This window comes from Sphingobacterium corticibacter (assembly GCF_003076635.1).
GTDB lineage: Bacteria > Bacteroidota > Bacteroidia > Sphingobacteriales > Sphingobacteriaceae > Sphingobacterium > Sphingobacterium corticibacter.
In genome coordinates this window covers 1,101,076-1,127,110 of the sequence record NZ_QDKG01000001.1, presented here as the reverse complement: position 1 = coordinate 1,127,110, position 26,035 = coordinate 1,101,076, and the positions used below count along the sequence as shown (strand labels likewise).

Annotated in this window: 17 protein-coding genes; 8 read left to right on the top strand and 9 right to left on the bottom strand. The window is 40.1% G+C overall.

The window, feature by feature from the left end; genetic code table 11:
* Positions 1-147 precede the first annotated feature (147 nt).
* The 6 genes from DC487_RS04800 to DC487_RS04775 all read right to left on the bottom strand — a co-directional run bounded on the left by DC487_RS04800 (position 148) and on the right by DC487_RS04775 (position 14,673).
* On the bottom strand, positions 148-1,341 hold the full coding sequence (locus DC487_RS04800; protein ID WP_116774770.1) for a PepSY-associated TM helix domain-containing protein: 1,194 nt from the start codon (positions 1,339-1,341) through the stop codon (positions 148-150).
* A gap of 38 nt (positions 1,342-1,379) precedes the next feature.
* Positions 1,380-3,605, bottom strand: a complete 2,226-nt coding sequence (locus tag DC487_RS04795; RefSeq protein WP_116774769.1) for a TonB-dependent siderophore receptor — start codon at positions 3,603-3,605, stop codon at positions 1,380-1,382.
* 128 nt (positions 3,606-3,733) lie between these two features.
* The gene (locus DC487_RS04790; RefSeq protein WP_116774768.1) at positions 3,734-5,386 is read right to left on the bottom strand and encodes a RagB/SusD family nutrient uptake outer membrane protein; all 1,653 of its coding nucleotides are present in this window, start codon (positions 5,384-5,386) and stop codon (positions 3,734-3,736) included.
* A gap of 28 nt (positions 5,387-5,414) precedes the next feature.
* Positions 5,415-8,420, bottom strand: coding sequence for a SusC/RagA family TonB-linked outer membrane protein (locus DC487_RS04785; RefSeq protein WP_239016319.1), 3,006 nt, complete (start codon positions 8,418-8,420; stop codon positions 5,415-5,417).
* Between the two features lie 320 nt (positions 8,421-8,740).
* Positions 8,741-13,165, bottom strand: a complete 4,425-nt coding sequence (locus DC487_RS04780) for a chemotaxis protein CheB (RefSeq protein WP_116774766.1) — start codon at positions 13,163-13,165, stop codon at positions 8,741-8,743.
* A 14-nt stretch (positions 13,166-13,179) separates the two neighbouring features.
* Entirely contained in the window at positions 13,180-14,673 is a 1,494-nt protein-coding gene (locus DC487_RS04775; protein WP_116774765.1) for a GAF domain-containing protein, read from the bottom strand.
* 230 nt (positions 14,674-14,903) lie between these two features.
* On the opposite strand from DC487_RS04775, the gene DC487_RS04770 reads away from it, so the two are divergent.
* Both DC487_RS04770 and DC487_RS04765 read left to right on the top strand, forming a co-directional pair.
* A complete protein-coding gene (locus DC487_RS04770; RefSeq protein WP_116774764.1) occupies positions 14,904-15,956 on the top strand; it encodes an acyltransferase family protein in 1,053 nt (350 codons plus the stop codon).
* A gap of 47 nt (positions 15,957-16,003) precedes the next feature.
* Positions 16,004-16,492 (top strand): hypothetical protein, encoded by a 489-nt coding sequence (locus DC487_RS04765; protein WP_116774763.1) that lies wholly within the window; start codon positions 16,004-16,006, stop codon positions 16,490-16,492.
* Here the strand turns inward: DC487_RS04765 and DC487_RS04760 are convergent.
* The gene (locus tag DC487_RS04760; protein WP_239016318.1) at positions 16,489-17,619 is read right to left on the bottom strand and encodes an aldo/keto reductase; all 1,131 of its coding nucleotides are present in this window, start codon (positions 17,617-17,619) and stop codon (positions 16,489-16,491) included. The two genes, DC487_RS04765 and DC487_RS04760, sit on opposite strands and share 4 nt — an antisense overlap.
* A gap of 166 nt (positions 17,620-17,785) precedes the next feature.
* Here DC487_RS04760 and DC487_RS04755 point away from each other — a divergent pair, with 166 nt between their 5' ends.
* The 4 genes from DC487_RS04755 to DC487_RS04740 all read left to right on the top strand — a co-directional run bounded on the left by DC487_RS04755 (position 17,786) and on the right by DC487_RS04740 (position 20,665).
* Complete coding sequence (locus DC487_RS04755) at positions 17,786-18,679, top strand: helix-turn-helix domain-containing protein (RefSeq protein WP_116775044.1); 894 nt, start codon at positions 17,786-17,788, stop codon at positions 18,677-18,679.
* A 104-nt stretch (positions 18,680-18,783) separates the two neighbouring features.
* Positions 18,784-19,188 carry a DoxX-like family protein gene (locus tag DC487_RS04750; protein WP_116774762.1) on the top strand — a complete coding sequence of 135 codons (405 nt, stop codon included), beginning with the start codon at positions 18,784-18,786 and terminating at the stop codon, positions 19,186-19,188.
* Positions 19,182-19,916, top strand: coding sequence for a DUF2071 domain-containing protein (locus tag DC487_RS04745; protein ID WP_116774761.1), 735 nt, complete (start codon positions 19,182-19,184; stop codon positions 19,914-19,916). The genes DC487_RS04750 and DC487_RS04745 overlap by 7 nt, the downstream gene beginning before the upstream one ends.
* Positions 19,910-20,665 (top strand): class I SAM-dependent methyltransferase, encoded by a 756-nt coding sequence (locus DC487_RS04740; protein WP_116774760.1) that lies wholly within the window; start codon positions 19,910-19,912, stop codon positions 20,663-20,665. Before DC487_RS04745 ends, DC487_RS04740 begins: the two co-directional genes overlap by 7 nt.
* A gap of 494 nt (positions 20,666-21,159) precedes the next feature.
* Here DC487_RS04740 and DC487_RS04730 read toward each other — a convergent pair whose 3' ends face one another.
* Positions 21,160-22,608, bottom strand: coding sequence for a hypothetical protein (locus DC487_RS04730; protein ID WP_116774758.1), 1,449 nt, complete (start codon positions 22,606-22,608; stop codon positions 21,160-21,162).
* 709 nt (positions 22,609-23,317) lie between these two features.
* Here DC487_RS04730 and DC487_RS04725 point away from each other — a divergent pair.
* Complete coding sequence (locus DC487_RS04725; protein WP_116774757.1) at positions 23,318-23,560, top strand: hypothetical protein; 243 nt, start codon at positions 23,318-23,320, stop codon at positions 23,558-23,560.
* Between the two features lie 124 nt (positions 23,561-23,684).
* Complete coding sequence (locus tag DC487_RS04720; RefSeq protein WP_165799015.1) at positions 23,685-24,320, top strand: response regulator transcription factor; 636 nt, start codon at positions 23,685-23,687, stop codon at positions 24,318-24,320.
* Here DC487_RS04720 and DC487_RS04715 read toward each other — a convergent pair.
* Entirely contained in the window at positions 24,312-25,652 is a 1,341-nt protein-coding gene (locus DC487_RS04715; RefSeq protein ID WP_116774755.1) for a sensor histidine kinase, read from the bottom strand. The genes DC487_RS04720 and DC487_RS04715 overlap by 9 nt on opposite strands.
* Positions 25,653-26,035: the final 383 nt, after the last annotated feature.

The following is a 26,035-nucleotide window of genomic DNA, read 5'->3' as shown; positions in this document are numbered from 1 at the left end:
CGCACGGAGGGATCTTCAAAGAGTTGTTGCGCGAAGTCTTTCTGATTTTATAAAATAAGCAATAGTTGATATTGTATATTTTGTGTTTCCTCATTGCTACAAAGATACAAAAAATAAAAAAAACGTCCTTTTGGGACGTTTTTACAATCAAACACGCTTCTTCTTTCGATTATACCAGATCATAAATCCAGTAACGGGCAGCGACGCACAGATCAAACTGACCAAAAAGGCAATAATTTTAGTAGGAAGGTTGAAGATAGAACCAACATGGATATCGTAGTTCGCTCCCACCATCTTTTCTCCAAAATTTTTGTCTTTATAATCGTGTGTGTGCAACAATTCAGCAGAATGTTCGTCAAAAATGAGTTGACTCATCTTATGATACGAATACGAAAGATGCTTTACATACACTTCGAAGTTCGGGTGAACGTGATCATCAAGGTGATCATCTCCTAAATCCAGTGCAAAGCCATAGCTTTCTGGATAGAGTCGCTTTACCTGATTGGCAATCGAATCTAAGGTGTAATCTGTCCGTACCGACTCCGGTGCTGTGGTGGTAATATGCGAATGATCTGGATATACCGTTTCGCCACCAGAAAATACAACGTAGATAAAGGCTTGGATCACAAAATAACAGTAAAACAGACCCGTGATCGAAAATATTAGAGCGAATATAGATCCGTAAAATCCAAGGATATTGTGTAGATCATAATTCTTACGCTTGGCCTTCGTCGTTTTTTTCCAATTAAATTGAAAACGTTGTTTTCTACCCGCTTTGTTGCGTGGCCACCACAATACAATACCAGAAATCAGCATAAATACAAATAAGCACACTGGTATACCCACGACATACTTGCCCCATTCTGATTGTAAAAGAAAGCTGAAATGGATCATCTTCACGATATTGAAGAAACCCATTTTCTCATCGTACACACGCAGGACTTCGCCCGAATAAGGATTTACATAAATGAGCTTGTAAATAACTACCTCATCAAAGTAATGCCATGCATCAGGATTTCGCTCGTAGTAATAGTACTGGTAAGACATGGCCGGATCGACGGGTACATTCACCCAATGCAACGGATAATCTTCTGGACAAGCTTTCTCTACCTGATCTGCTAATACCGAAATGGGAATAAGTTGCTTGGATGCAATATCTGGTTCGTGATGGTAAATCACATCCCGACGCGTAAAATTTTCGAACTCATCTTTGAATACATATAGTGCACCAGTGATCGAAATGATGACCACTGGTATACCTACGGCAAGGCCAAACCACAGGTGAAGTCTGCCAAACCAATGCTTCAAAAATGATTTTTTCTTCTTCTTTGTTAATGACATTTCTCTCTTGCTCTCTTAATAATTTGTCTAGTGACTCGCTAAAAACGATACGTCAAATTCCCAATGATATTCCGTGTTGGCTGCGCATTGGCCGTACTGTACCCAATCCAGTACCGCTCATTGGTTAGATTATCCATCCTTACGCCAATCCGAAATTGCTTGTAATCATAATACGCATTGGCATTCAACACAGTGTATTTTGGTAACTCAAATACTGCTGTAGTCGTATTAAATATGGGTATTGCTCCAACGTGGTTTCCTCCAAATCCAAAGGCCAGTCCTTTGAGCGCACCGTCTAAGAAATTGTAGTTTGCATAGAAGTTTGCCTGCCAAGGTGCGCCTCCTGTTGTAGGACGACGTCCTAATGTACTGGCGTCCGTGGTTTCACTGATTTTCGAATCATTGTAGCTCACACCGCCAATAACGGTAAATCCTTTTACTAAATAAGCATTGACTTCTAATTCTACACCACGACTCGTGCGCTCTCCCAATTGATCTTGTACTAGAAATCCTCCGCCAGTCGTAAGACCATTGTTCTGCAAACTATTTCTCACGGTGATATCGTAATAGCTTAAGGAAGCATTCACTCTGCCTTTCAACAAATCCGCTTTCAGACCTCCCTCCCATTGGTTGGCCGTTTCAGGTTTAGACAATGACACCGTTCCAGAAACATCTGAAATAAAATAGCCATTAGAGGTAAAGCTATTCTGGTAATTCGCAAAGACCGAAAACTTATCTTTCACAATCTCGTATACAGCACCAAATTTTGGCGACCAGCCCGACTGCTTGTACGATTCGGCCACGGCATTGTATAAGTTGCCACCCAAGAAGTCATTGCTCTCATAACGTAATGCCGCCATAACATTTAATCCCGGTGTTAGTGTTAGCACGTCAGATGCATAAACACTATAGGTATCCTTATCATCAATCATTGGATAGGCAAAAGCATCAAAAGTGCCCTGATCACGCAGATTTTGATAGTAAGCATCTACAAAGTCCGCATTGAAAGCTCCGTAATCCCCACCGGTGAATGGCATAAATCGCATGGTGGCCGAGTAGAAGAACTGGCGATTGTTGGTACGCATATAATCACCACCTACTACCAGACGATTACGCATCTCACCAATCTGCCCCTCAAAATTAAAGTTTTGTTGTATTTGGAATATATCTTGATGACTGTTTGAGGTAGATTGATCAGCTTGGTGAATGCCTAATACACCTGTATTTTCCCAAAGATTCTCCCGGCCAATATAAAAGAAAGGATTCCGACCATCCGATCGGTTGTACGCTTTATTTACTGCCGTGGTAGACAAGATGCGATCCGAAATTTGATAATGTGCTGTGGCAAATAGGTTGCTTGTACGACCGCGGTTGTATAAGCCTTTGCCAATGTAGGACTCACGGTATTGCATACCCGTATCTTTGACGAGGTCGTGCATATCGCTATAGCCATATTGTGAAGGGGAATAAGAGAAAAATACACTTTGCTCACCTATCGCTCTATTCTCAAAATGCTCGTATTCCAGATTAATATCCAAACGATCATTGACCCTCCAAGTTAAACTGGGCGCTAGGATAAAGAATTGATTTCGGGCATCCTTTATTTGAAACGTTCCAGTATTCGTATACGCTGTATTTAAACGGAATAATAGGGATTTGTTTTCGTTCAGCGGTGTGTTGATGTCAGCTTGTGCACGGTAATGATTAAAACTACCACCGAAGATAGCGACTTGGCCACCAAATTCTTCATAAGGCTTTTTTGTCACCCGGTTGATCACACCTCCATACGAAGTAGGACCTGTACCGAATAAGGTCGCAGATGGGCCTTTTAACACTTCAATTTTTTCAACGTTTATCGCATCCATCATCGAAGTAACCGGCGCCACATAGCCATCGCGCAAGGAATTGTTAGTTACAAAACCCCTTAGATTCACATAGGCTCCACCATCACCTCCACGGTTGGTGGCGTTCCACATCTTTTGCAAACCAACTACGTTTCTAAAACCATCATCCACCGTGGTAATCTGCTGATTCTCTAATGCTACCCGATCAATAGATGAAAACACTTGCGAATTCTCAATCGCCTTGAGTGGCATCCGGTTCACCGTAGGCGAATTCTTCTTTACGTAGCCGTCTATAATTACATCTTCCACATTACGCGTAATGGAAGTATCGCGCGTGCGTTGCGTATCTCGCTGCTGTTGCTGCGCAGAAAGTGATTGGATCGCTAAAAAGAAAGCGATGCATGGTAGACTATGCTTCATGATCTAAAATTTGTCTGCAAATATATATTTATTTATAATAAGTCTAAATTATTTTAACAATATAATTAAAGCCAAAAAAGGGCTTCCGAAATCGGAAGCCCTAAGCACAATTTTAAGAACAAACAATATTATTGAGGGTAACCTGGGTTTTGCGCCAAGTTTGGATTTAGTACACGTTGTCTATTTGGAATTGGGAACAACGTTTTGTTTACATCCGACGGTTGGTGATCCCACCAAGTATTGGTGTGGAATACGCCAAAACGAATCAAATCTTGACGGCGATAGCCTTCGAAAATAAATTCGCGACCACGTTCTGCTAATAGCTCAGTAAGTGTTAATGTTGCAGGCGTATATAGATTAGCTGCTTGATCTGCTTGAGCAAAAGCACGTGATTTAGACGCATTGATCAAATCTACTGCCTCTTGATTAGCAGTTCCGCCCGCTTTACGCATAATGGCTTCTGCTTTTGCGAAATACACCCAAGTCAAACGATAAACATTCCAATCAGTGCTATTATAACTTGGATGCGCCAAGTGTCCCAGCTTGTATTTATTAAAACGGACACCGCTTGTACCTTCACCTGTTGTCATATTAGACGGCAGTAAATTAGGATCAGTGCCATTAGCAATAGCCACTAAATTCTGACGTATATTATCTACAAATACGACAGGACGACCCTGATATTCATCAGATGCACCCAAAACTGGCTGTGTTGGGTCAGAGAACTTCATCTGTGGACCAATTAACAACCATTCTTTCTTGCGCAAATCGGCATCATTGAAAGTAGTGTATACACCAGGAATAACTACCGTACCATTATTTCCGTTACGTCCACCGCCCGTAATATCACGTTGATTAAAATAGAAGAAATCGCCGGTCCATTGTGGTTGTGTATTCGAACGTTGGAATTCGTAGGCAATCGACATCAATACTTCTTTAGATAGATGGTTTTCCGGTTTAAAAGCATCCGTGATATTTACGTCAAGGGTTGCAGGGCCATTTTGTCCACCACCGGCTCCATTAATCAATTGATTTGCTGCCGCAATACAATCATCCCAGCGCGCAGTACCTGTCCACACTTCTGCGTTTAAGTACAACTCTACCAACATCGCATAACCAGCTGCACGCGATACACGGCCAGTCATGGCTGTAGAAAGTACAGGAACATTATTGATGTTTTCTTGAATTTCTTTCTCAATAAAATTAAACACTTCCGTACGAGAAGCCGTTGCCGGATTAATAGGAATACCTACTTGGGTAACGATAGGCACATTCCCCCATAGATCCATAATTTTTAAGTAATGGAAGGCACGGAACAATTTTAATTCTCCAATATAGGCAGCCTTTTCTTCTTCTGTAATCCCCATAGCAGAGGCTTCACGACGCTCCAAGTTCTCAATAGGATCGGTACATAAGCCCATTCCCCAAAACATCAAACGCCATGCATCCCGAACCGTATCCTCATCTGGCGTCCAAGAGTGGCCATGCAATCGAATCCAGTTTCCGTTGTCCAAACCGTGTCGACCCTTTTGTGGCCAAGCGAGTTGATCGGCAGAATATTCACTTAAGCGCCACCAACCATTCTGACCGGGTGTAGCCCAAGCATTCGCATGTGTATATGGACGGAGCACCGCTGAAAGCGTCTCCATTTTGTTATTGTAATAATTATCGGTTATCAATTGATCATAAACCGTTTCTTCTAAGTCTGTACATGCACTCATTGTAGATAAAGCGGTGACCATACCCATTGCATATACCCATTTTCTAATTTCTCTTTTCATAATAATGTGTTGTTAGAACATTAACTGCTTAAAATCCAATATTTAAACCAAATAAGAATGAACGCGTGTTCGGGAAAGGACCTCTACCGTCAATACCCGGTGCTAAACCAGTATCGTTCACGTAATCAGGATCATTACCCGAATATTTGGTAAATAGCGCTAGATTGGTTCCGGTAGCATAAACACGTAGATTGCGGATACGCTCTGTATTTAGCTTGAAAGTATAGCCCAACGTTAATTCATCTAATTTTAAGTGAGAACCGCTCTCTAAATAATAATCAGAATAAACATAACCGCCTTTCAACAGTTCGCCATGTCTATCGAAAGTATCGTTCAATACGTTGTTCGGCAATGTTACACGATTACCGTACGCTAGATGCATCGTATTCAAGATATCGTAATCAAAACGACCACGGAAGAAGGCTCTGAAATCGAAGTTACGATAGTTAACTACCGAATTGAAAGAGAAGTGATATTTTGGAACACCATTCCCAATAATAGCCAAATCTGTATTCGCAAAATCAGAAGTACTAGGATTTATTTGTCCATTAGGTACAGCTTCTCCAGCTCTATTGAAAAACAACCAATCTCCATCCTCAGAGAACCCAGCAAAACGTCTTCCGTAGAAATTACCTACGCTCGACCCTTCAAAGGTACGAATGGCATCTCCTAACGCCCCAAAACCACCGATGCTCCCGAAGGTACGTGAATCTGCTTTATATGTATCATTTGAGAATGAGGTTAATTTATTTCTATTCGTACTACCGATGATGTCTACTGACCAAGTAACATTCTCATTACGCACAGGAACAAGATTTAACGTAAGTTCAACACCATTAGAGGCCATGCTACCAACATTGGTAAAAATATTATCCAATATCAACGACGGCTGTTGCGACGTGTAGCTTCCCAACAAATCTTTGGTAACACGACGGTACACATCAATAGCACCCCCCACACGACCTTCTAAGAATGAAAAGTCAACACCGATGTTGGATTCTGTTTTCGTTTCCCACCGTAAGTTTGGATTAGGGTTTCTAGTTGGTCCGTAAGTTTGACGCCAAACATTATCTGGATACATATAATTATTACCAGTACCCAGTGTAACTAGTGACATGTAGTTACCTATATCTTGATTACCTGTCACACCGTAGCTGGCGCGAAGTTTCAGATCATTCACCCACGCAACACTCTGCATAAAATCTTCTTGGCTAATATTCCAAGCTGCACCTAACGCTCCAAAGTTACCCCATTTGTTATTGGCACCAAAGCGAGAAGATCCATCACGACGATATGTACCTTGGAAGCTATACTTGCCATCGAATGAGTAAATAACGCGACCTAAAAAACCGATAATCTTGTTATCATTTTTAAAACTGCCTAATCCAGCGAAACCTTGCGTCAATGCATTACCTGCATTTAGATTATTCTCTTCAAAGATATCATTTTGGAAGCCTCTATTGTTAGCATTAAATCCTTGATTTACATCGTAACGGTAACTATAACCTGCCACAGCATTAATCGAGTGAACATCATTAACTATTCTGTTGAATGAGATTGTCGGCTCTACCGCATAGTTAAATCTTAGTTCAGAAGATTGGGAACCATAACCTAGCAAACCTCTATCATTCTTGAATGATGGCTCGGAAGCTAATGTAGCATAGTATCCATCATTCCAACCGTTACGTTGTACCGATCCAAAAACATTAAATCTCAAGTCTTTAATAATTTCGTATCCAACTGTAGCAGAAATAGTAGTTGTCTGCTGTTGGCGTTTGCTATGTTCTTCAGACAAACGAGCTACCTCATTGGTACTCGTTTGATCGTAAAACCAAGTACCATCTTCATTACGAATTGGCAATGTAGGGTTTCTGGTATAAGCCCACTCCCATCCGCCGCCGCCTAATAAATTAGCATTATTAAAGTTAGTAACGAAATCAACCTGTGTTGTCAATTTGTTATCTAAGCCTTTACCATTAAAATTGGCACGAATACCATACTCTGTACGTCCATTTTCTCTAGCAATACTTTGCAAATCTCTAAAATAGGTGCTCGCGCGAAAACTATTATTCTCGCCACCTCCAGAGATAGCTAAAGTATGATACTGACTAAAATTGTTTTTTCTTGTCAGTTCATCAACAGCATTAATACTAGAACCAAAGTCTTGTGACGGCTGAATAAGTCCTTCGTCAATCTTCTGGCGATATTGTTCTGCATTCATAAAGTCAGGCTGACGTTGTAATACATCCTTACTAGCGTAAGTTGCGTAGTCAAACCGAGTTTTACCTGGCACACCTTTTTTGGTGGTCACCAAGATAACACCACCGTTGGCTTGCGTACCGTAAATCGCGGCTGCCGACCCGTCTTTCAATACGGTCATAGATTCAATATCTTCTTGTTGTAACAAGTCAAGGTTACCACCTGGGATACCATCTATAATAATTAATGGCGAGTTGGTACCTGAAATAGAAGTGGCGCCACGAACTTGAACACTTACACCTGTATTAGGATTTGATCCTCCACGGGTGATTTGCAAACCAGCTACTTTACCTTGTAATAAATCCATCGCGTTGCGTGCCGCACTTTGACGGAAATCTTCAGCCTTTACCGTAGTTGAAGCAGCTGTAATTTCACTCTTACGTGCTGTACCATAACCTACCACCACAACTTCGTCCATACTGCGATTATCTGTACGCAATACCACTTGAAGACGAGAAGAGCTTCCTATTCTTACTTCCTGAGATTGGAAAGCAATATAGCTAAATTGCAATACGTCATTAGTAGCGGCTTGAATGGTAAAATTACCATTGTCATCCGTTACAGCAGCTGTGTTGCTTCCTTTTACACGAACAGTCACTCCCGTTAATGGAGACTGATCGGTAGCACTAGTAACTACACCACTTATATTACGCGACTGCGCAGATAAGTTTTGTATACCAGTAGTAAATAACATGAGCAGCGTCAGAAACGCGCTAACCAGTAGCCTAGAGTACATTCGACCCTGACTACGCAATAAATTGTGTAGTTTATTCATTATTGATGTGATTGGTTTAATTTGGTTGGAAATACTTGGTCGGTAGACAAGCATTCAATTCCATTAAAAAGTTAAAACGTTTTAGTTGGCGTAGATTCAATTCATAGGCAATTCACTCGTTTAGGTTGATAGTTATAATAATGCTGTATTAGTTAAGGGTAAATTTAAAGGATAATGAAAGACCAACTTGTGAATGAATTCCCAATGGATTGTTAATGAATTGTTAATCAGATTGGATCGGGAGATCTCAGCTCAACTGAAGTTTTCCTTATCAGAGCCACCTGGGAGGCGGCTCTGATAAGGAAATGTATTATAAATAGTTACGCAACAGGTACTGTAAACCAGAAAGTAGAGCCCTGCCCTTCTTCACTTTGTAAACCTATCGTACCGCCATGACGCTCGATAATATCTTTACAGATGAATAAGCCAAGACCTAAACCTGAGTAATTATTCGACTCTTCTGCTCTAAAGAATCGATCAAAAACATAGTTCTGCTTATCCTTCGGAATTCCAATTCCGTTGTCTTTTACCGAAACATAAACTGTTTGCTCACTTTGATTGGCTAGGTGTACCGTCAGTTCTTTGGAATCAGGGGAATACTTGATAGCGTTCGAAAGAAAATTACTTATTACCTGTTCGATACGATATTGATCGGCCTTTACCAAAATCTTATCTGGAGAATGCACATCAATATTTAGCGAATGATCTTCTGCTTGCAATCCACTGACCAGATCAGCGAGCAATTCAGCAATATTAAATTCACTGTAATTCAATTGCAACTTACCGGCGTGGATTTTTGTAACATCGAGCAAATCATTAATCAGAAAGGTTAGCTTATCTGTTTGCTTCAAACTTCTTCCTACAAACTCCTCGATAGTCGATTTAGGTCTGTCCATTGTGATGTATCTTGAGGCAATTTGCAACATACCTTTCAAACTCGTGAGTGGTGTTTTCAACTCATGGCTGGCAATACTCATAAATTCGTCTTTCCGTCGCATCAAGTCTTTGGTGGCTAACTGTGCCTTCACTAATTCGGATACTTCAAACCCAAAGAATGCGACACCGTCTACTTCTTCTTTTTCGTTAAAAACCGGCGTGAAAAGATAATCTAAATACGCTACACCTACTTCATTACCTTCTGGATCATATTTCGTAATCGGAAAAGCTTTACCAGAAACGGAGACCCCTTCAAGTAATATTTTACCGTCTGCCTGATACAATTTCTGATCCACGCCCGCTTTGTGTGCCTCGGCGGTTGCTAATCCTTGGAAATTCAAGTCTGCATAAAAATCTTCAAAAGCAGTGTTCGTATACTCATACGTTAACGAATCGCCGCGGCGGATCGAGATCAAAGCCGGTACGTGAGCGAAGAGTTCATAAAACTCTTTTTGCTGCCGCAACACAAAATCTTGCAATTCCTGCTTATCGGATTCTGCCTCTTTGACGCGAGTCACATCGATTACCGAGCCAACCATGCGATAAGGCACGCCATTAGAATCTAATTGAATACTTCCGCGATCCAATACTTCTACATAAACGCCATCTGACTTAGCAAATCGATATTCGGCAGACCAGTTTTCCTCTTGTTCGTTGATAGCTCTGTGTACGCTTTTTTGTACGCGCTTCCGATCTTCCGGATGTATTTGTTCGTACCAGAAGCTAGTACTTTCGGTATGTTCATTGCGATCGAACCCGAACATCTTATTGAAGTTTTGATTGCGCCAAATTACATTGTTTACCAAATCCCAATCCCAGATGGTATCATTCGTAGCCATGGAGACAAGGTTAAAGCGATTTTCGCTCTCAGCAAGACTCGATGTTCTTTCTCTTACTCGATTCTCCAATTGATTGTTCAACTCTCGTAATGATTCACGGGTCTGTACCAATTCATTGAAGTTTTTTCTCAAACTTTGCTCGTTCTTTTTACGTTCGGTAACATCGGTATAAGTTACAGCGAGCATATCGCTCATCTTTGATGCTGTTACGATGTACCAGTTTTGATTGCTAAGTTGAACTTCTGTTTCTAGATGATCGTTGCTGCTGTAGATGCGTTTGAATCTGTCCATCAAATTAGAATCCGTCAAATCCGATAGTTGATTTTTCAATTTTAAACCAGCCAAAGAATTTACTTGCCGATTAGATATCGTAATAGCAGTACTATTTGCTGCCAAGCATTCAAAGTCAATGATTTGTTCACTACCAGATCTAATCGGTTTAAAGATTAAAATAGCACTTAGGCTAGCTCTAAAGACGGCAGCGATAATATTATTTTGTTCGTTTAACGCACTGATATCTATAAATGTGATAACGACTCCATCTTTCTTGCCATCTACACGGGTGTACGGCAAGATCCGCATCAGACAAATTCTACTATTGCTTAACTCGATCTCTTTTTCCGTCACATAATTGCCATGCGCTAATGCATCATTAATATCTGGCAAGAATTGACCATACTTAATATTATTAGAAATATGGCTTATCGGTCGTCCAATGTCTGCTTCTATGAGGTTGACCATCTCCACAGCCGCCGGATTAAACTTTCGGATATGTCCATTTTTATCTAAAAAGATCTGGCCAATATCGACACTCTTAAAATAATTGTTCAGATCATCATTGAGCTCGATCAGTTCGGTGATCTTCTGCTGATGCTCCGCATTAAGCGTATGCAACTCCTCATTAAGAGATTGCAACTCTTCATTACCGGATTGTAGTTCTTCATTGGCCGAAATCAACTCCTCATTACTGGACTGTAACTCTTCGTTCGTGGTCTCCATTTCTTCCACGGCGATCTGCAAGTTACCACGCGTCTCACTGAGTTCATTTTCTAACTCCAGTACGTAGCCAGTTTGTTGTTCATTAGCATCAATAGGAACGACATACTGCGGAGTTGCTATTTCTGTATCCACTTCTTTAAAAACGACCAAAGTGTAGGGCTGAGCAACCTCTTCACTCGGCGGACTCACATCTATGTTAACAAAGACATCATCTTTACCTCGGCGTAAGCGCATACGTTTTAATGATGATGCTTTATTGTCTTTCCAAACGGATCGAATGGTATTACTCAACATAAATGACAGTTCCTTATGAACCATCTTCAACAAGTTGACTTCGAACTTCTTATCTGGCAAAGACAAAAATCGCCTGTAGTCACCTACGGTATCACGTACCTCAAAATTACGATCTATAAAGACCCCAACATACCCGTACTGAGCTACTAGGAATCTCTGAAATTGCTCTTCTGCCGATACTTTGACTTTCTGGCGTGTCGGCATGGAAAAACGCCCAGAATTATCTACCCGTCCGCCATTTGCAAAATCATTAGGCCTGGGGATAACGCCACTTTTACGGTATATTTTCCACTTGCCACTAATCTCTAAAACGCCATCTTTGATCGGTGCGATCGTCTCACTAGGCCCCAAAAATAAAAATCCTGCCGTATTCAAGGAGTAATGAAAGGTCGTTAATATCTTTTGTTGTAAAATGCTATTCATGTAGATAAGCATATTGCGACAGCAGATTAGATCGTTCTTTATAAAAGGTGGACTTTTAATGACATTATGCTTTGCAAATACGATCTGCTTCCGGATATGCGGAACTACTGAAATGCGCTTGCCATCGTGTATAAAATACTCTTCGAGAATATCATCTGGAATGAATTTTATGAAAGATTCAGGATAATTATTCTTCGAAGCAATGTCCAAACTTGCATCATCAATATCTGAGGCAAAGATCTTCACCTCAACATGTTTGTCGATCGTTTGCAAGTATTTATCAATGAGAATAGCGATAGAATATACTTCCTCACCAGTGCTACACGCGCATACCCACACCTTCATCGTATCGCCATCATCTTTGCGGGCAATGATCTCGGGAATTACTTTATTCTTAACAATGGTAAAAGCAGCTTCATCTCTAAAAAACTGTGTAACCCCCACTAGAAAATCTTTACTAAGGATAGAAATTTCCTGCTTATTTTCTAGCAAATACTGGACATAATCTTTCGTGAGCTCAATTTTGAGTTCTTTCATCCGTCTACCGATACGTCGGAAGATGGTGGGGGTTTTATAGAGTGAAAAATCGTGTCCAGTACGTTCGTAGATGAGATCAAAAATTTTATCTAAACTCTTCTCATCAATACCTCCGTTTTCTACTTCACGGATTGGGGCAGAATTAATATGTGCCGTGATCTTGTCATACATCTCAGATGTCGGCACCACAAAATCTACTGCTCCAGATGCAATTGCATTGACAGGCATACTATCAAATTTAGCCGTATCTGGTTGCTGCGCGATCACTAATCCGCCCTGCTCCTTGATGGCTTCTATACCTTTGGTACCGTCGTGACCTGTGCCCGATAGCACAATCGCTATCGCGCGTTCCTTTTTGTCTTTCGCCAAGCTCAGGAAGAAATTATCAATGGCGTTATTAGGCACTTTTTCACCTTTCTTCTCGAGGTGAAGTCGTCCATTTTTAATACTTATTAGTTTATCGTTAGGGATCACGTATACGAAGGCGGGTTCTATCAGCTTCCCTTCGGTCGCTTCCACAACTTTCATGTGCGTATGCTTCGACACGAGCTCTACAAGCAAACTTTTGTAATCGGAAGAGAGATGTTGAATCAATACATAAGCAACATCGATATCCGATGGAACGCGGTCAAAGAAGTCATGTATTGCTTCCAAGCCACCTGCAGATGCGCCAATCGCGACCACATAAGTTGACAAGGGCTGTGCTTTATTAGCCATTTAAGTAGCGTTGTTTATGATTTAAATTCCAAGAGGAAACTGCGAATCGTACTTGCAATCTGAATTTCCTGCTCATGCCAAGGTTGAGCAACTTGATTTACTGTTTCTTGCCAAACCTTAAAGGAATGCCTTGGATGATAATTTATTCCGTCGTCTTCAAAATTAATCGCTTGATTTGGATTGCCTCCCCATTCGATTGTTTTAATTACTTCTGGACGAAAACAAACGATATAATCTGGTGCATTTGAAGAAATTGGGATAACTAACATTCCACTGGCAATTTCACTAAATCGTGATGATTCTTGCATCACACCTGCTAGATGATGTGTGCTATATACCTTGTCAATATTTTTGGCTTGCAACCAAAGAATAAGATTGTCTAAAAAGCTATTGTCAGGTACTTCTCCGTATGTAAATTGCTTACCTCCGCTATACAGTACTGCGCCAGTTGCACGTAACAACGTCAATAACGACGCATCAGTATCATCATGAAATAGCCCTTTGGTGACAGACCCTGAACTATATATTTTATCTACAATAGCATTACGAGTAGTTTGAAGCTGCGAAATAAATTGATATTCATTTGCATTAATGATGGATGATATTTTGTTAGATATCACATTAGATAGCAAACCAAAGTTCGCACTCTCATCAAATGTAAGATGATAGGCAGAGGTATGATTGCACGAGATCAAGCCCCATAAGCTGCCATTATGAATAACACGAATGGACATTGATCCAACCATCTTCATATTTTTCATATACTCACGGTGCACATCGGCCACACCACGAAGGTGACAGGGAGAGAGATCGCTGAATGTATTTGTCAAAGGATTGATGACTGGATAGAGACGAGCAGGCGTATAAGTACGGTCTGGGATCAATCGAAGTGGATTTTTTAAGTAAAGATCACGTGCTTGTTTGGGTACATCCGATGCCGGAAAAGTGACACCTAAATAATTTTCCAACCCATTACTTTTTTCCTCAGAGATCACAGTACCATTCCACTCTGGATCGAATTTGTACATCATCACGCCATCTATGCCCAACATCTCTTTCAATTCCGACACGACCAGATCACACAATTCAGAAAGGTCATTGATGCCTTCCATCGCCGTGACTAAATTTTTGATATCCTGCAAACCACCAGATAGTTTTTTGTTAGGGGTCTGTTCTTGCAGTTCAATGATATAATATGCCTCCATTTCATGCACTAAGGCATAAAAGGTTTTGTCCGCTATTAGTATCGTATAGGTATCACGTTTACCAACTCGCACAGCGAATGAATCTCTAATCTGTGCCTCCGACTGATCGCACAAATCACAAAAAGTCGTCCCAATAAGATCTTTATGATCAATCTGGAGATGGTCAATTGTGTTTGTAGTAGTCTGGACAATCGAATAGTCTTCCTTATCTATTACCAGTATTATGCCATACGGTTGAATCGTATTGATATGATGTATAGGTAAAGCTCCGCAAAACTCCGAGTCAAAATTTGTTTTATGCATTTAGTGTGAATCAGTAAAATTCTCAAATGTAGAGCAAGGTAAGAAAATATTGTTATAATCGAATTGATCTACTCTTATAGTCCAAAATCATCATCGCACCATTCCCGTTTTATCTTTTAGTATATTTGACCTTTTCCTATCACCTCGGTCAGGACCTAGGGTCTGGTCTAGGCTATACAGAAGAATAACAATCGTATTGTCGATTTTGTGAGGGAAGGTTGAACATATTTATGCAAAAACAACATATATTAGCCTTAGATGGATTACGGGGCATGGCCGCCATGGCAATTGTAATCTTTCATTTTATGGAGTGGATATTCCCTCAATTCGAAGACAATGTTATCGGACATGGATTTCTGGCCGTTGATTTTTTCTTCTGTTTATCCGGCTTTGTTATGGGATATGCATATGATGATCGGATAAAGTCGATGTCTCTTAGCCATTTTTTCATCGTAAGGCTTATTCGATTGCAACCTTTGGTCATTATAGGATCAGTTTTAGGATTAATCGGATTGTTATGGGCACCTTATAGCGCAGCCGAACCAAAAGGAATAAGCGAATATTTTCAGCTTTTTATTTATTCCATATTGCTCATTCCTTATCCCGTAATGGAAGAGAAGGCATTTAATTTGTTTAGCTTAAATGCGCCTGCGTGGTCATTGTTTTGGGAATATGTCGCTAATGTTATCTACGCGCTTTTTCTGGTGCGCATTACCACTAAATATATCTTTATCATAGTTGCTTTAGCAGCGATGGCAATAATATACACTAGCTATTCTTACGGCAATTTAGCTGGAGGTTGGAGTATAGATAATTGGGAAGTGGGTGGCATTCGGTTAGCCTACTCATTCTGCGCCGGATTATTAATTTACCGAAGGCAATGGATTATCAGCAATGCCTTCGGTTACCTCTTCCCTGTTTCATTACTGACTTTGGCTTTACTAATGCCTTTCACATCAATTAATTGGCTGGTCGAGTCCTTAATTGTACTTTTCCTCTTTCCACTCATCGTGGCAATAGGTGCTGGCACGAGCACGCCAAAAGGGATTCAACCGTTTAGCGCTTTCCTAGGAGCAATCTCCTATCCGCTCTACATGACACATTATGCGGCGATCTGGATCTTTGGCGATTATTTGCAGAGCGCAGCATTTCAAGAAAGTCATTTGCCATTCATTGTGATCGGTGGCAGTATTGGATTAATATTATTTGCTTACCTTATCATGAAGGTGGTCGATATTCCAATCAGAAAATACTTAACCAAACGCTACCTTCGGATCACCTAAAGCATGTGATTTAGTATTTTTTTGCCCATAGTTCTTACCTTTGTAATATGAAGAAGATGTTCAATAGTGTGGTGGAGCTACTCCCAGCGATGATAGAAGCTTTTCGAAATCGCTCGATGTACGACCAATTGGAAGAAGGAGATATTATATCTTTTATGCCCATAGAAGATAAGGATGTAGCGCAAGACTTCGTATCGAGGACCAACCAACTATTAGGAGAGTATTTTGATGTGCACGATGAACTCTGCTACGCAGAAGACAGCTATTTGGACAGGGAAGATAATCCTATTTTCTTCTGGAAAGATTATCTCAGTTGCTTTTACACATTCAAATTGGTAGACGAAGATCCAGCTGATAAAGACTTAATCGGTTCTCGATTTGGGTTATTTGAAATCGTAGAAATCGCCTATATAGATGAGGTCAACAAGCGTATCAAGCAGCGTAGGCTCAATGGTATTCGACTAGAATACAAGGTAAAGGCGACTCCAATGGATAGAAATAAACACTGGAATCGCACGTACGACAAGGAATTTTAGCCAAACCTATCTCCTTGAATAGTTATAGCAGATAGATCGGCTGTCAGCCTTTTTAATTCTTCATCGGTAAATTCATAATTAGCTGCCCACAGATTTTCTTGCAGATGTGCCAGCTTGGTCGTTCCCGGTATCGGCACGATAAATGGTTTTTGTGCGAGCAACCAAGCCAAAGCTACTTGCGCAATGCTCAAACCGCGTTGGTCACCGAATGTTTTCAACAGATCCAACATCGGCCAATTGGCAATGATGGCTTGCGGCTGATAACGTGGTAAGGTTGGTCTATTATCATTTGTTGAGATGTATTTCGTACGCTCATTGATGTATCCTGTGATCAGACCGCGACTCAGTGGACTATAAGGCACAAAACCAATTTTTAACTCTTCGCACAACGCTAGCACCTCATTCTCTGGTTGTCGCGTCATGGTAGAATATTCGCTTTGTATCGCCGTAATCGGCTGTATTGCATGCGCTCTGCGAATCTGCGCCAAGCCATCTTTGGCCAGACTGAAATCTGTTTCACTCATACCAAAATGCTTCACTTTACCTTCTGCGATCAAGTCTTTGACCGTGCCAGCTACATCTTCCACGGGAACGGCAGGATCTAGCCGATGTTGATACAATAAATCGATGTAATCGGTCTGTAAACGTTTCAGCGATTCGTCGACCACTTGCCGAATCCTTTCGGGTCGGCTATCTAATCCCGCTTGTGGTTTTCCCTCTTTAAAACCAAATTTGGTAGCTAATATAATGTCTTTACGAATTGGTTTTAATGCCTCTCCGACCAAAGATTCGTTGGCAAATGGACCATATGCTTCGGCCGTATCAAAGAAATTCAACCCCAAATCGAATCCTTCGCGAATCACCGAAATCATGGCTTTTTGATCCGGCACAAAACTGCGATGATAACTCATGCCCATGCATCCTAAGCCGATAGCGGAAACTTCCACAGCATGCTGTCCGGCACCCAACGTACGTAGACTTACCGTTGAAATCGATTTTTTGTCTCTAAGACTTTTCGGATCTGCCTGACAGCTAGAAGCGGTTGTTACTGTTCCTAGTGCCATAGCTGAACTAGCTACAGCTCCTGCTGTCAAAAACTTTCTTCTATTCATATTTGAATTTCCCATAATACAATAGCTTATCGTGATCTAATTAAAAATATAAAGTTCAGGAAGTTACGACTGTATTATTGTGTACCGATTACTGGAATAATTACCAATATTACTGATTGTCAGACATGGCATACCTCGCTTACGTATAATGTATTACATTCGTACTATAAAACCTTTGACCATGGAAGAGATACAGCATTTTGAATCGGTTACACAATACAATGCATTCAATAACAATAGCACCTTGCATCCCTTGGTAAGCATTGTGCATCTCGACAAGGCCGATCCGCGCCATAATAGAAAGTTGCGTTATGATTTTTACACGGTATTTCTAAAAAAGATCCATTGCGGCGATTTGCGGTATGGATTAGCGAACTACGATTATGAAGAAGGGTCTTTGATATTTCTGGCGCCAGGACAAGTGATTGGACAATACAATGAAGATTATTACCAGCCGCAGGGATTGGCTTTGGTGTTTCACCCCGATTTATTGGTTGGCACGACGTTGGGTAAACAAATCGATCAATACCACTTTTTCTCATACCAAGTGCATGAGGCGCTACATCTTTCGGAGTCAGAACGCAAGGTAATTGGAGATTGTTTTGCGAATATTGAATATGAATTGGAGCATGCGATCGATAAGCACAGCAAGCAGCTGATCATATCCAATATTGAGTTGTTTTTAAATTATTGCACTCGCTTTTATGATCGACAATTTATCACCCGCGAAAACGCTAATAAAGGTGCATTAGTTAAATTCGAGCAAGAACTTAATAATTATTTTACAGGAGATATTGCCCAAGAATATGGCCTTCCAGCCGTAGCTTACTTTGCAGACAAACTACATATGTCGCCTAATTATTTTGGAGACCTCATCAAGAAAGAGACTGGTAAATCTGCACAGGAATATATACAGGGTAAGTTAATGGATATGGCAAAGATCAAGATGCATGACTCGGAAAAATCCATACAATTGATCGCAACAGAATTAGGTTTCAAATACCCGCAGCACTTCACCCGATTATTCAAAAAACGCATTGGAGCTACGCCGAATGAATACCGTAAAACGCTTTAGAATATTTTTATGGTGCTTTTAAAGCTAATTGCACAGCTCATGTGTTTTTACTAGTTTTAAGTCGATCAGCGCCAATATTGGTGGAAACATCGGCTACAGCTTCTATGAATACCGAGATAAAACAATCATTACATACCATTTTGACATATTTGCTCACGGCCGTTTGGCTTGTGAATGGTTTATTTTGCAAGGTACTAAAGCTTGTTCCTCGTCATGAAGAGATTGTGGCAACTATTCTTGGGGCTACTTATGCCAGAGAACTGACACTTATGATCGGTTGTGCTGAAATACTGATGGCAATCTGGATATTCTCTGGCCTACTCTCAAGATTCAATGCGATTACGCAAATTTCCATCGTAATGCTCATGAATGTGCTTGAGATGATATTAGTTCCCCACCTTTTACTATGGGGATATATGAATTTGGTGTTTGCTCTGCTATTTTGTGCATTGATTTATTATTGGGAGTTTACTTTGAACTACGGGTTAAAAAGAAAAAGTAAATGTTAGATCGTTTAAAAAATCACCCCTTTGCTGTCAAGGCTCATTTTGACGAATCGTTAGTCGTCACGTTTGCGGTACCGAAAGAGCAATTGCAGCATCTTATCCCAGATAGTTTGGAGTTAGATACCTATCAAGACAAATGGGCATTTATCGCGGTAGCAGCGGTACAAACTTCGCATCTGCGGCCGGCTATATTTCCAACTTGGCTTGGTCACGACTTCTTCCTTATTGGATATCGTGTTTTTGCACGCTATACTAATTTGGCTGGCAAACGCTTGCGAGGATTATATATTTTGAGTTCGGAGACTGATAAACGTAAGATGAGTTTCTTAGGCAACATTTTCACCCATTATCACTATAAACATATCGATGTTCGCCGATCAAGAACGGGCACGACACAAACCATCCAATCTCTCCAAGCTGATTTTAGTGTATCGTGGAAGACAGAATCAGAGCCACAAACCATTCCGGTCGGTTCCCCTTTTGATAATTGGAAAGACGCTCGAAAATTCGCGGGCCCACTACCACACACCTTCAGTTATGATGCAACGAAGAAGTCAATGCTAATTGTAAAAGGTCTACGGCAAGATTGGACTCCGCAACCGATTGAAGTCACAGCAAGTAAAATTGGTTTTATAGATCATCTAAAGCTTGATAATGTGGTCTTGGCAAGTGCATTTCGAATCACGAATGTACCTTATAAATGGAATAAAGGCATCGTCGAAAAATGGTAATAGATCGCAACAGATTTCAAGGCGTTTGGAACATTATCCGGTTCAATTGGCATTTTTATGTATTAGCAATCGCCATATTCCTCGTCTCCATGGTAATCGCCTATTGGTCGAAACCGCCATGGAACGCTATTCTCTACGGAATTGCATCAGTAGGATTAATCACGCTATCCATATCTTTGCTTGTGTCTTATTACGTGTATGATCAATCTGATCTGTACGAACTTCCATTTTTACCCGAAATGGAAGGTGAGAGTTTACTGAATGTACATGCAGGATTTGACGAAATCAGCACTATTTTAATCAAGAAATATCCCAAAATCTCCCTAAGTAATGCTGATTTTTTCGACTCGAAAAAACACACGGAAATCTCTATCCGGAGAGCTCGCAAAGCCTATTTACCGCATGCATCGACCATATGGATAGATACCAATAATCTGCCCTTTGCAAATCAGTCATTTGATCGCATCATCATTTTCCTAGCGGCACATGAAATTAGGAAGGAAGATGAGCGCATTCGATTTTTTCAAGAACTGAACCGAGTATGCAAAGCAACAGGAACGATCTATGTAACGGAACATTTACGGGATGTAAATAATTTTGCAGCGTATACAATCGGAGCTTTACATTTCTATGCGCACAAAACATGGCTTAACAGCTTCCGACAAGCTGAATTGAAATTGACAAATGCAGTAAATACTACCCCATTTATCACCACATTTATGTTATCACCAAATGGAAACTCATATTAGGATAGCAGGCATCATCTCCATACTACTCGCTACTATACACATCTTCTTTCCTTCCTATTTTCAATGGAAAAAGCACTTGGAAAAGTGGCGTCTGATTGATCGACAGATTATGCTAGTACATACTTTCTTTATCGCGCTGATAATTTTTCTCACTGGTCTATTGTCCGTCACGTCGGCAGATGTACTTTTCAAGACTAGGCTAGGACACCAGGTCTGTTGTGGCTTAGGGATTTTTTGGCTATTACGTTTGTATTTTCAACTTTTCGTCTACTCATCAACTCTCTGGAAAGGAAAACTAAGGGAGACCAGCATACATATCATCTTCCTCATGCTTTGGGTCTATATGAGTGTTGTTTACGTATTGAGTGCTTATCTGGGGCCGACAACTAATGGGTAGTTTTGCCAATTGATCTAGAACTCAAAAAACAAAATCGGTGATTGTAGAAATAACAATCACCGATTTTGCTAGAATCTTGTACGATTACAATTATAATTTATGGACAATCTACAATTTTTCTACCGTAACCTGCTCCACTCATATTGGTAGCCCCCTCCACGCTCTGCGTAGCTACTACAGTATTATTAGAGTTCCGATTCCAGGTAATGTTGTTAAAGGTATTACTATTTGTTAAAGTCAATGGTTGCAAGTTGCCACCATTAGCACTTTTACTTCCTAGTAATGATATATCACCTGTCGCACTAATTATCACGCGAAGTATAGGCGAATTTGCACTTCCACTCATATTATAAATCTGTGGAACATTTCCTTCGCCCCATAATGCTCCATCTGCAAATCTAACGTTGCGCGGCAAACTAGAGATACCGGATTGAAATTGTAGTTCTCGCGTTGTAATCAATGTACCATTGATCCGCAAGTTAAAGGAGTTGTCAAGACGATGGATATCAAACGTAAAACCGTAGTCCGCTGCTGGTGCAGTAAACGTCTGCGAATTGCCATCGCGAAGATTAAATGTGGCACCACCAGATACGACTTCTGTACATGGACTTTGCAATTTCATCACCAAATTATAGCGCGTACCTGGTTTAATATTCAAGTTAGTTAGCGCGACATTGGCCTTTGTGATATTATTAGCTGTCAGACTTCCTACATTAAATCGTGCAGAAGTTGTGCTAGGTGAAATCAATAAAGTTGGGTTACTAGTAACGCTACGAACACCAGAACCCAAACTTGGAAAGCTAACTGCAGTACCATTATTCAACGTCGTTCCGTAGGTAATCTTGTTTTCAAAAAACTCAATGCCCCCATTTTGTCGAACCGGACGGATCGTTGGAGTACCAATTGCGGTAATGTTGCCCGCCGTTGTTGGGTCTAACTCTATTCTAGTGGTAATTTGGCTGTACTGATGTTTTAACGTTATATCGAGATTATTATCTCCGTGATTTAATTTAACATCTTTACGGAAGTAAAGCAGTTGGCTGTTGATGCTAGTTAGTTTAGCTGTACTAAGATTGGCTTTATCTGTAGTATTAGGCAACGCGGTCGTACCGTTTACAGAATAGGCTACAAAAGTATATGTTTGTCCTGCATTCAGCGAAAAACTACTCGCAGAACTCTCCTTTCCAGCTTGATAATCCTTCTCTTCGACAAAAGATCCAGATGCATCATACACCATCACTCTATAGCGTACATCTTGGACTAGCGGACTCAGCTTAGTTACCGCGCGATTGTCAGTGTTAGATAGCCGGTCACTCTCTTTAGAAAGGGTAGCGACAATACTCATATCGTCACCAAATGGCACTATTTGTGTTTGATTACTTTGCAGAGATTTTGAGCTAGTGGCTGCACGTGCTTCCGATGCCACATCAGCTACCTCTGCCTCATCATCATCTTCTTCTTGATCTTCCGCGCCTAAAAGACGAACCGATATGCGAGCTTCGCCAGTAGCAGCTTGCTCTTTTTCTTGCTTAGCGCAAGACGACATTAGCAATATAGTGCATAAAACTAATGTGAATATGTTTCTATTTTTCATGCAATTACTTATCCAACTTACCAAACAATTGTACGATTATCCGTAGGATCTTCCTCCCACTCCTCCATCACCTGTTGATTTGAGTTAATGGGTGTTACATTTGCGGACCCCGCGGCAATAGATTGTTCTATTTCAATTTGCAATACGGTTAATGAAAGACTCTCATATGGTCTTTTACTAGGATTACTCATTATCTGTTTTTCTTATAGTTAACATGTTTTACTTCAAATAAACAGGCAGATAGGCAGCATTTATTTTGCCGCAAAGGTAGGTATTTATACGCTAAAACTAGTGTATATCTGGCAGTTTATCATAAAATAAGCCTAAACAGCTTAATATCTGCCACTTAATTTAATGACAACAAATTTCATAAAAAGGGTAAATATTTTCCATAAATACTACTAATAACAAAAACATGCTATTTATCAAGTTAAACATTGTCTCCTGCAAAAAAAGTACGTATTTTACATACATCAAGCAGCGCTTGACCTAAAAATGGTAATCGATTAGAATCTAGTTTTACAATTTATAAAACCAACTCAATAGTTAAAGTGAAATTATTTTGTTGAAAGAAATTACACGATCTTACATCAGCAAATTGTATCACACAAAATCTACTTGATTATCCAATATTGCATCAAATCCATAAATTGAAAAGCTTATGCGAATAGCAGCAAACCCAAATATCATTGGTGCCATGATTAAAGTATTAGACACTAACTTATTCTGCATGAGAATTAGATTTGTCTGTGAAGTAGCATATTCCATTGATGAGGATGATTCGTATATAGAATTTAAACCCCGCAAGGGACAGCAGCTTAACCCAGACGAATTAGTTTGGCTAGGTTTTTTCGCTAAAGATGAGCTGAATGCTGTGCAGACACATTTAAAACCTACTTACTAAAGAGACCAAGCGTATATAGAGTTGTTGATTTTCTTTACACGAATTATATAGCAAAAAAATGCTACGTATTGGTGCAAGTAAAGCAAACTGCTTAATGTATATTTGCTCACAAAGGATTTTTTCTATGTCTCAGAACACCATTCTACGCAGAAACGCTTTTGTGTTGGACGATCATCAACTATTTGCTGACTCCTTCACCTTATTGTTAGAACGCTACATGCAATTTGAGAATGTCCAGTCATTTTCCAAGGCCGAAGATCTTATTTCATGTATGACTTCCTTCGGCACAAAGGAAGTGTATGTGTTTTTAGATTATTACCTGTACAACGATAATGGTTTACAAGTATTTTCAGAGATTAAAAGATTAAACAAAAAAGCATATATCATCTTTCTCACCAGCGCAATATCTACGAGCGTCATCCACAATCTTGTTTCAGCTAAACCGCACGGGATATTAAGTAAATCAAGCGATATTCCGACAATGATCAAAGTAACCAATGATGTACTAAAAGGCGAGATATCTATTGATAAAAATCTACAAGATATCCTAGACACTTTTGATCAGGTACCTTCTTTTACACCGCGAGAATTGCAGCTACTAAAACACTTCTCGTTAGGTAGTAGTATCTCTGAAGTTGCTGAAAAAATGTTTCTGAGCAAACATACAATTGTAGCTCACAGACGCAAAATGATGGCAAAAGCCGATTGTAATTCGATCGGACAGTTAATACGATTTGCACATGACAACGATCTAATTTAAGACCATTCGTTTACTACCTGAAGTTTTCGTTTCTTCTTCGTCGCCACCATCTAAATCAAACCAAAATTGGGCACCTGCACCCGGTTCGGATTTTAGATTAAGATGGGTATTATTTGCATTAAGATATAGTATGCATAAGGACAAACCAATGCCTGTGGCTTTTTCACCCCAAGTGCCAAGCACACCTTTTTGGGAAAGTTCTGTAAGTTTTCTTTCTATTTTAGTGTCGAAACCCATCCCTGTATCACTAATCATCACACGCACTTTTTTTCCTTCAATCTGCTTAACGCTAATACAAATCTTATCATCAGCCGAACAAAACTTCAAGGCATTGTTTAACAGATTATTTATGGTGATCTTAATCATTTGCTTATCTGCGCGCACAAAAACATCTGGAGAAACGTCCGACTTAAGTACAATTTGCTTTTTTTGAGCCCGACGACGATAAATATCCACTGTTTCATTGACTACAGTGGCCATATCAAAAGTTTCAAGAGCAGAACGGAGTCCATCTCTTTGACCAACGATCCAAGTAAGCATTTCATCTAAGAATTTTTTTAGCGTGTACATTTCCTTCCTAGCTTTCTGAAGCATATCCTTGGTATCAGTTTCCGACAAATAACCATCCTCAAACATCTTGAGCAATGAAATAATACTCGCGACAGGCGTACGAAGATCATGAGCTACCACCGATATCAAATGTTGTTTGAAACGATAACCTTCGTCCAATTGCAGATTTTGCCTTTCTACCTGATCTAGTACAATGCGTAACTCCTTATTATGCGTTTTTTTCCGCCGAATAATGATGTATAGCAAGAAGGTTTTGGAGATAACGGCAAGGGAAAAAATTCCAATGATCATCAAGGTACTTTTGCGACTTTCAGATTGCTGATGATCCAAGGCTTCGGCTTGCTTAGTAGTATATTCTGTCTTCAACTTTTCAGTTTCTAGCAAACTGAGCACGGAGGACTCCTTATACAGCGCACTTTCAGAGTTCCGAGCAGACTTATAAAACTCAAGTGCTTTACGCAGATCTCCTTTACTCTCGTACATTACCGCAAGACGATCAGCTGCCTCGGAAAGATGCTTATAATCATTGTCGCGTTTAGCAATATCGTACGTAAGCTTACTGTATTTTTCGACACTGTCGGCTTGCCCTTTCGCACCAAAATCTTGTGCTAGCTCATTCATGCGGACCAAACTATCAGCACCTAATAAATCTTGAAAAACGCTCCGATTCGCAGAATGACCGCCTGCTACAGAAACTTGGCTAAGTGCAAACAGAAGCGCTGTTAAAAAAAGTAGGCTTCTGAAATAAAAAATAGTTTTCATTATTATATGTCTTAAATAGGCATTTTTTATAAATATAGTGTATGACAAATCTCTTCACTGAGTACAACAAGTGTAGTGAAATGCACCTTTTATCACAGCAGATAGAAAAAATGACACCGTAAATATACGTGTTTTGTATTCACTTTTGTAAAATATAGACTTTGTATACTTTCTATTGTGTATCGTAGCATAGACGTGCGACTCAAGTAAGGCAGTAACCTCCAAAGTATACTAATATCTACTTAATTACAAGTAAAATACGCAACATGATCATAATATCAAATATTGACTAGCCATTTACAAAATGTTTATGAATTACATCGTAGATAATTTTTAAAATGCGGTATTTTTATATTTAGCACCACATGTAGCTTTGATCAAAA

Coding starts and splice junctions, on each gene's coding strand:
- DC487_RS04790 (WP_116774768.1), bottom strand. CDS start 5,386: ATGAAAAGAGAAATTAGAAAATGGGTATATGCAATGGGTATGGTCACC.
- DC487_RS04780 (WP_116774766.1), bottom strand. CDS start 13,165: ATGGCTAATAAAGCACAGCCCTTGTCAACTTATGTGGTCGCGATTGGC.
- DC487_RS04745 (WP_116774761.1), top strand. CDS start 19,182: ATGTTAGATCGTTTAAAAAATCACCCCTTTGCTGTCAAGGCTCATTTT.
- DC487_RS04720 (WP_165799015.1), top strand. CDS start 23,685: ATGTCTCAGAACACCATTCTACGCAGAAACGCTTTTGTGTTGGACGAT.
- DC487_RS04765 (WP_116774763.1), top strand. CDS start 16,004: ATGAAGAAGATGTTCAATAGTGTGGTGGAGCTACTCCCAGCGATGATA.
- DC487_RS04725 (WP_116774757.1), top strand. CDS start 23,318: ATGCGAATAGCAGCAAACCCAAATATCATTGGTGCCATGATTAAAGTA.
- DC487_RS04750 (WP_116774762.1), top strand. CDS start 18,784: ATGAATACCGAGATAAAACAATCATTACATACCATTTTGACATATTTG.
- DC487_RS04760 (WP_239016318.1), bottom strand. CDS start 17,619: ATGGGAAATTCAAATATGAATAGAAGAAAGTTTTTGACAGCAGGAGCT.
- DC487_RS04755 (WP_116775044.1), top strand. CDS start 17,786: ATGGAAGAGATACAGCATTTTGAATCGGTTACACAATACAATGCATTC.
- DC487_RS04775 (WP_116774765.1), bottom strand. CDS start 14,673: ATGCATAAAACAAATTTTGACTCGGAGTTTTGCGGAGCTTTACCTATA.
- DC487_RS04730 (WP_116774758.1), bottom strand. CDS start 22,608: ATGTCGTCTTGCGCTAAGCAAGAAAAAGAGCAAGCTGCTACTGGCGAA.
- DC487_RS04715 (WP_116774755.1), bottom strand. CDS start 25,652: ATGAAAACTATTTTTTATTTCAGAAGCCTACTTTTTTTAACAGCGCTT.
- DC487_RS04800 (WP_116774770.1), bottom strand. CDS start 1,341: ATGTCATTAACAAAGAAGAAGAAAAAATCATTTTTGAAGCATTGGTTT.
- DC487_RS04740 (WP_116774760.1), top strand. CDS start 19,910: ATGGTAATAGATCGCAACAGATTTCAAGGCGTTTGGAACATTATCCGG.
- DC487_RS04770 (WP_116774764.1), top strand. CDS start 14,904: ATGCAAAAACAACATATATTAGCCTTAGATGGATTACGGGGCATGGCC.
- DC487_RS04795 (WP_116774769.1), bottom strand. CDS start 3,605: ATGAAGCATAGTCTACCATGCATCGCTTTCTTTTTAGCGATCCAATCA.
- DC487_RS04785 (WP_239016319.1), bottom strand. CDS start 8,420: ATGAATAAACTACACAATTTATTGCGTAGTCAGGGTCGAATGTACTCT.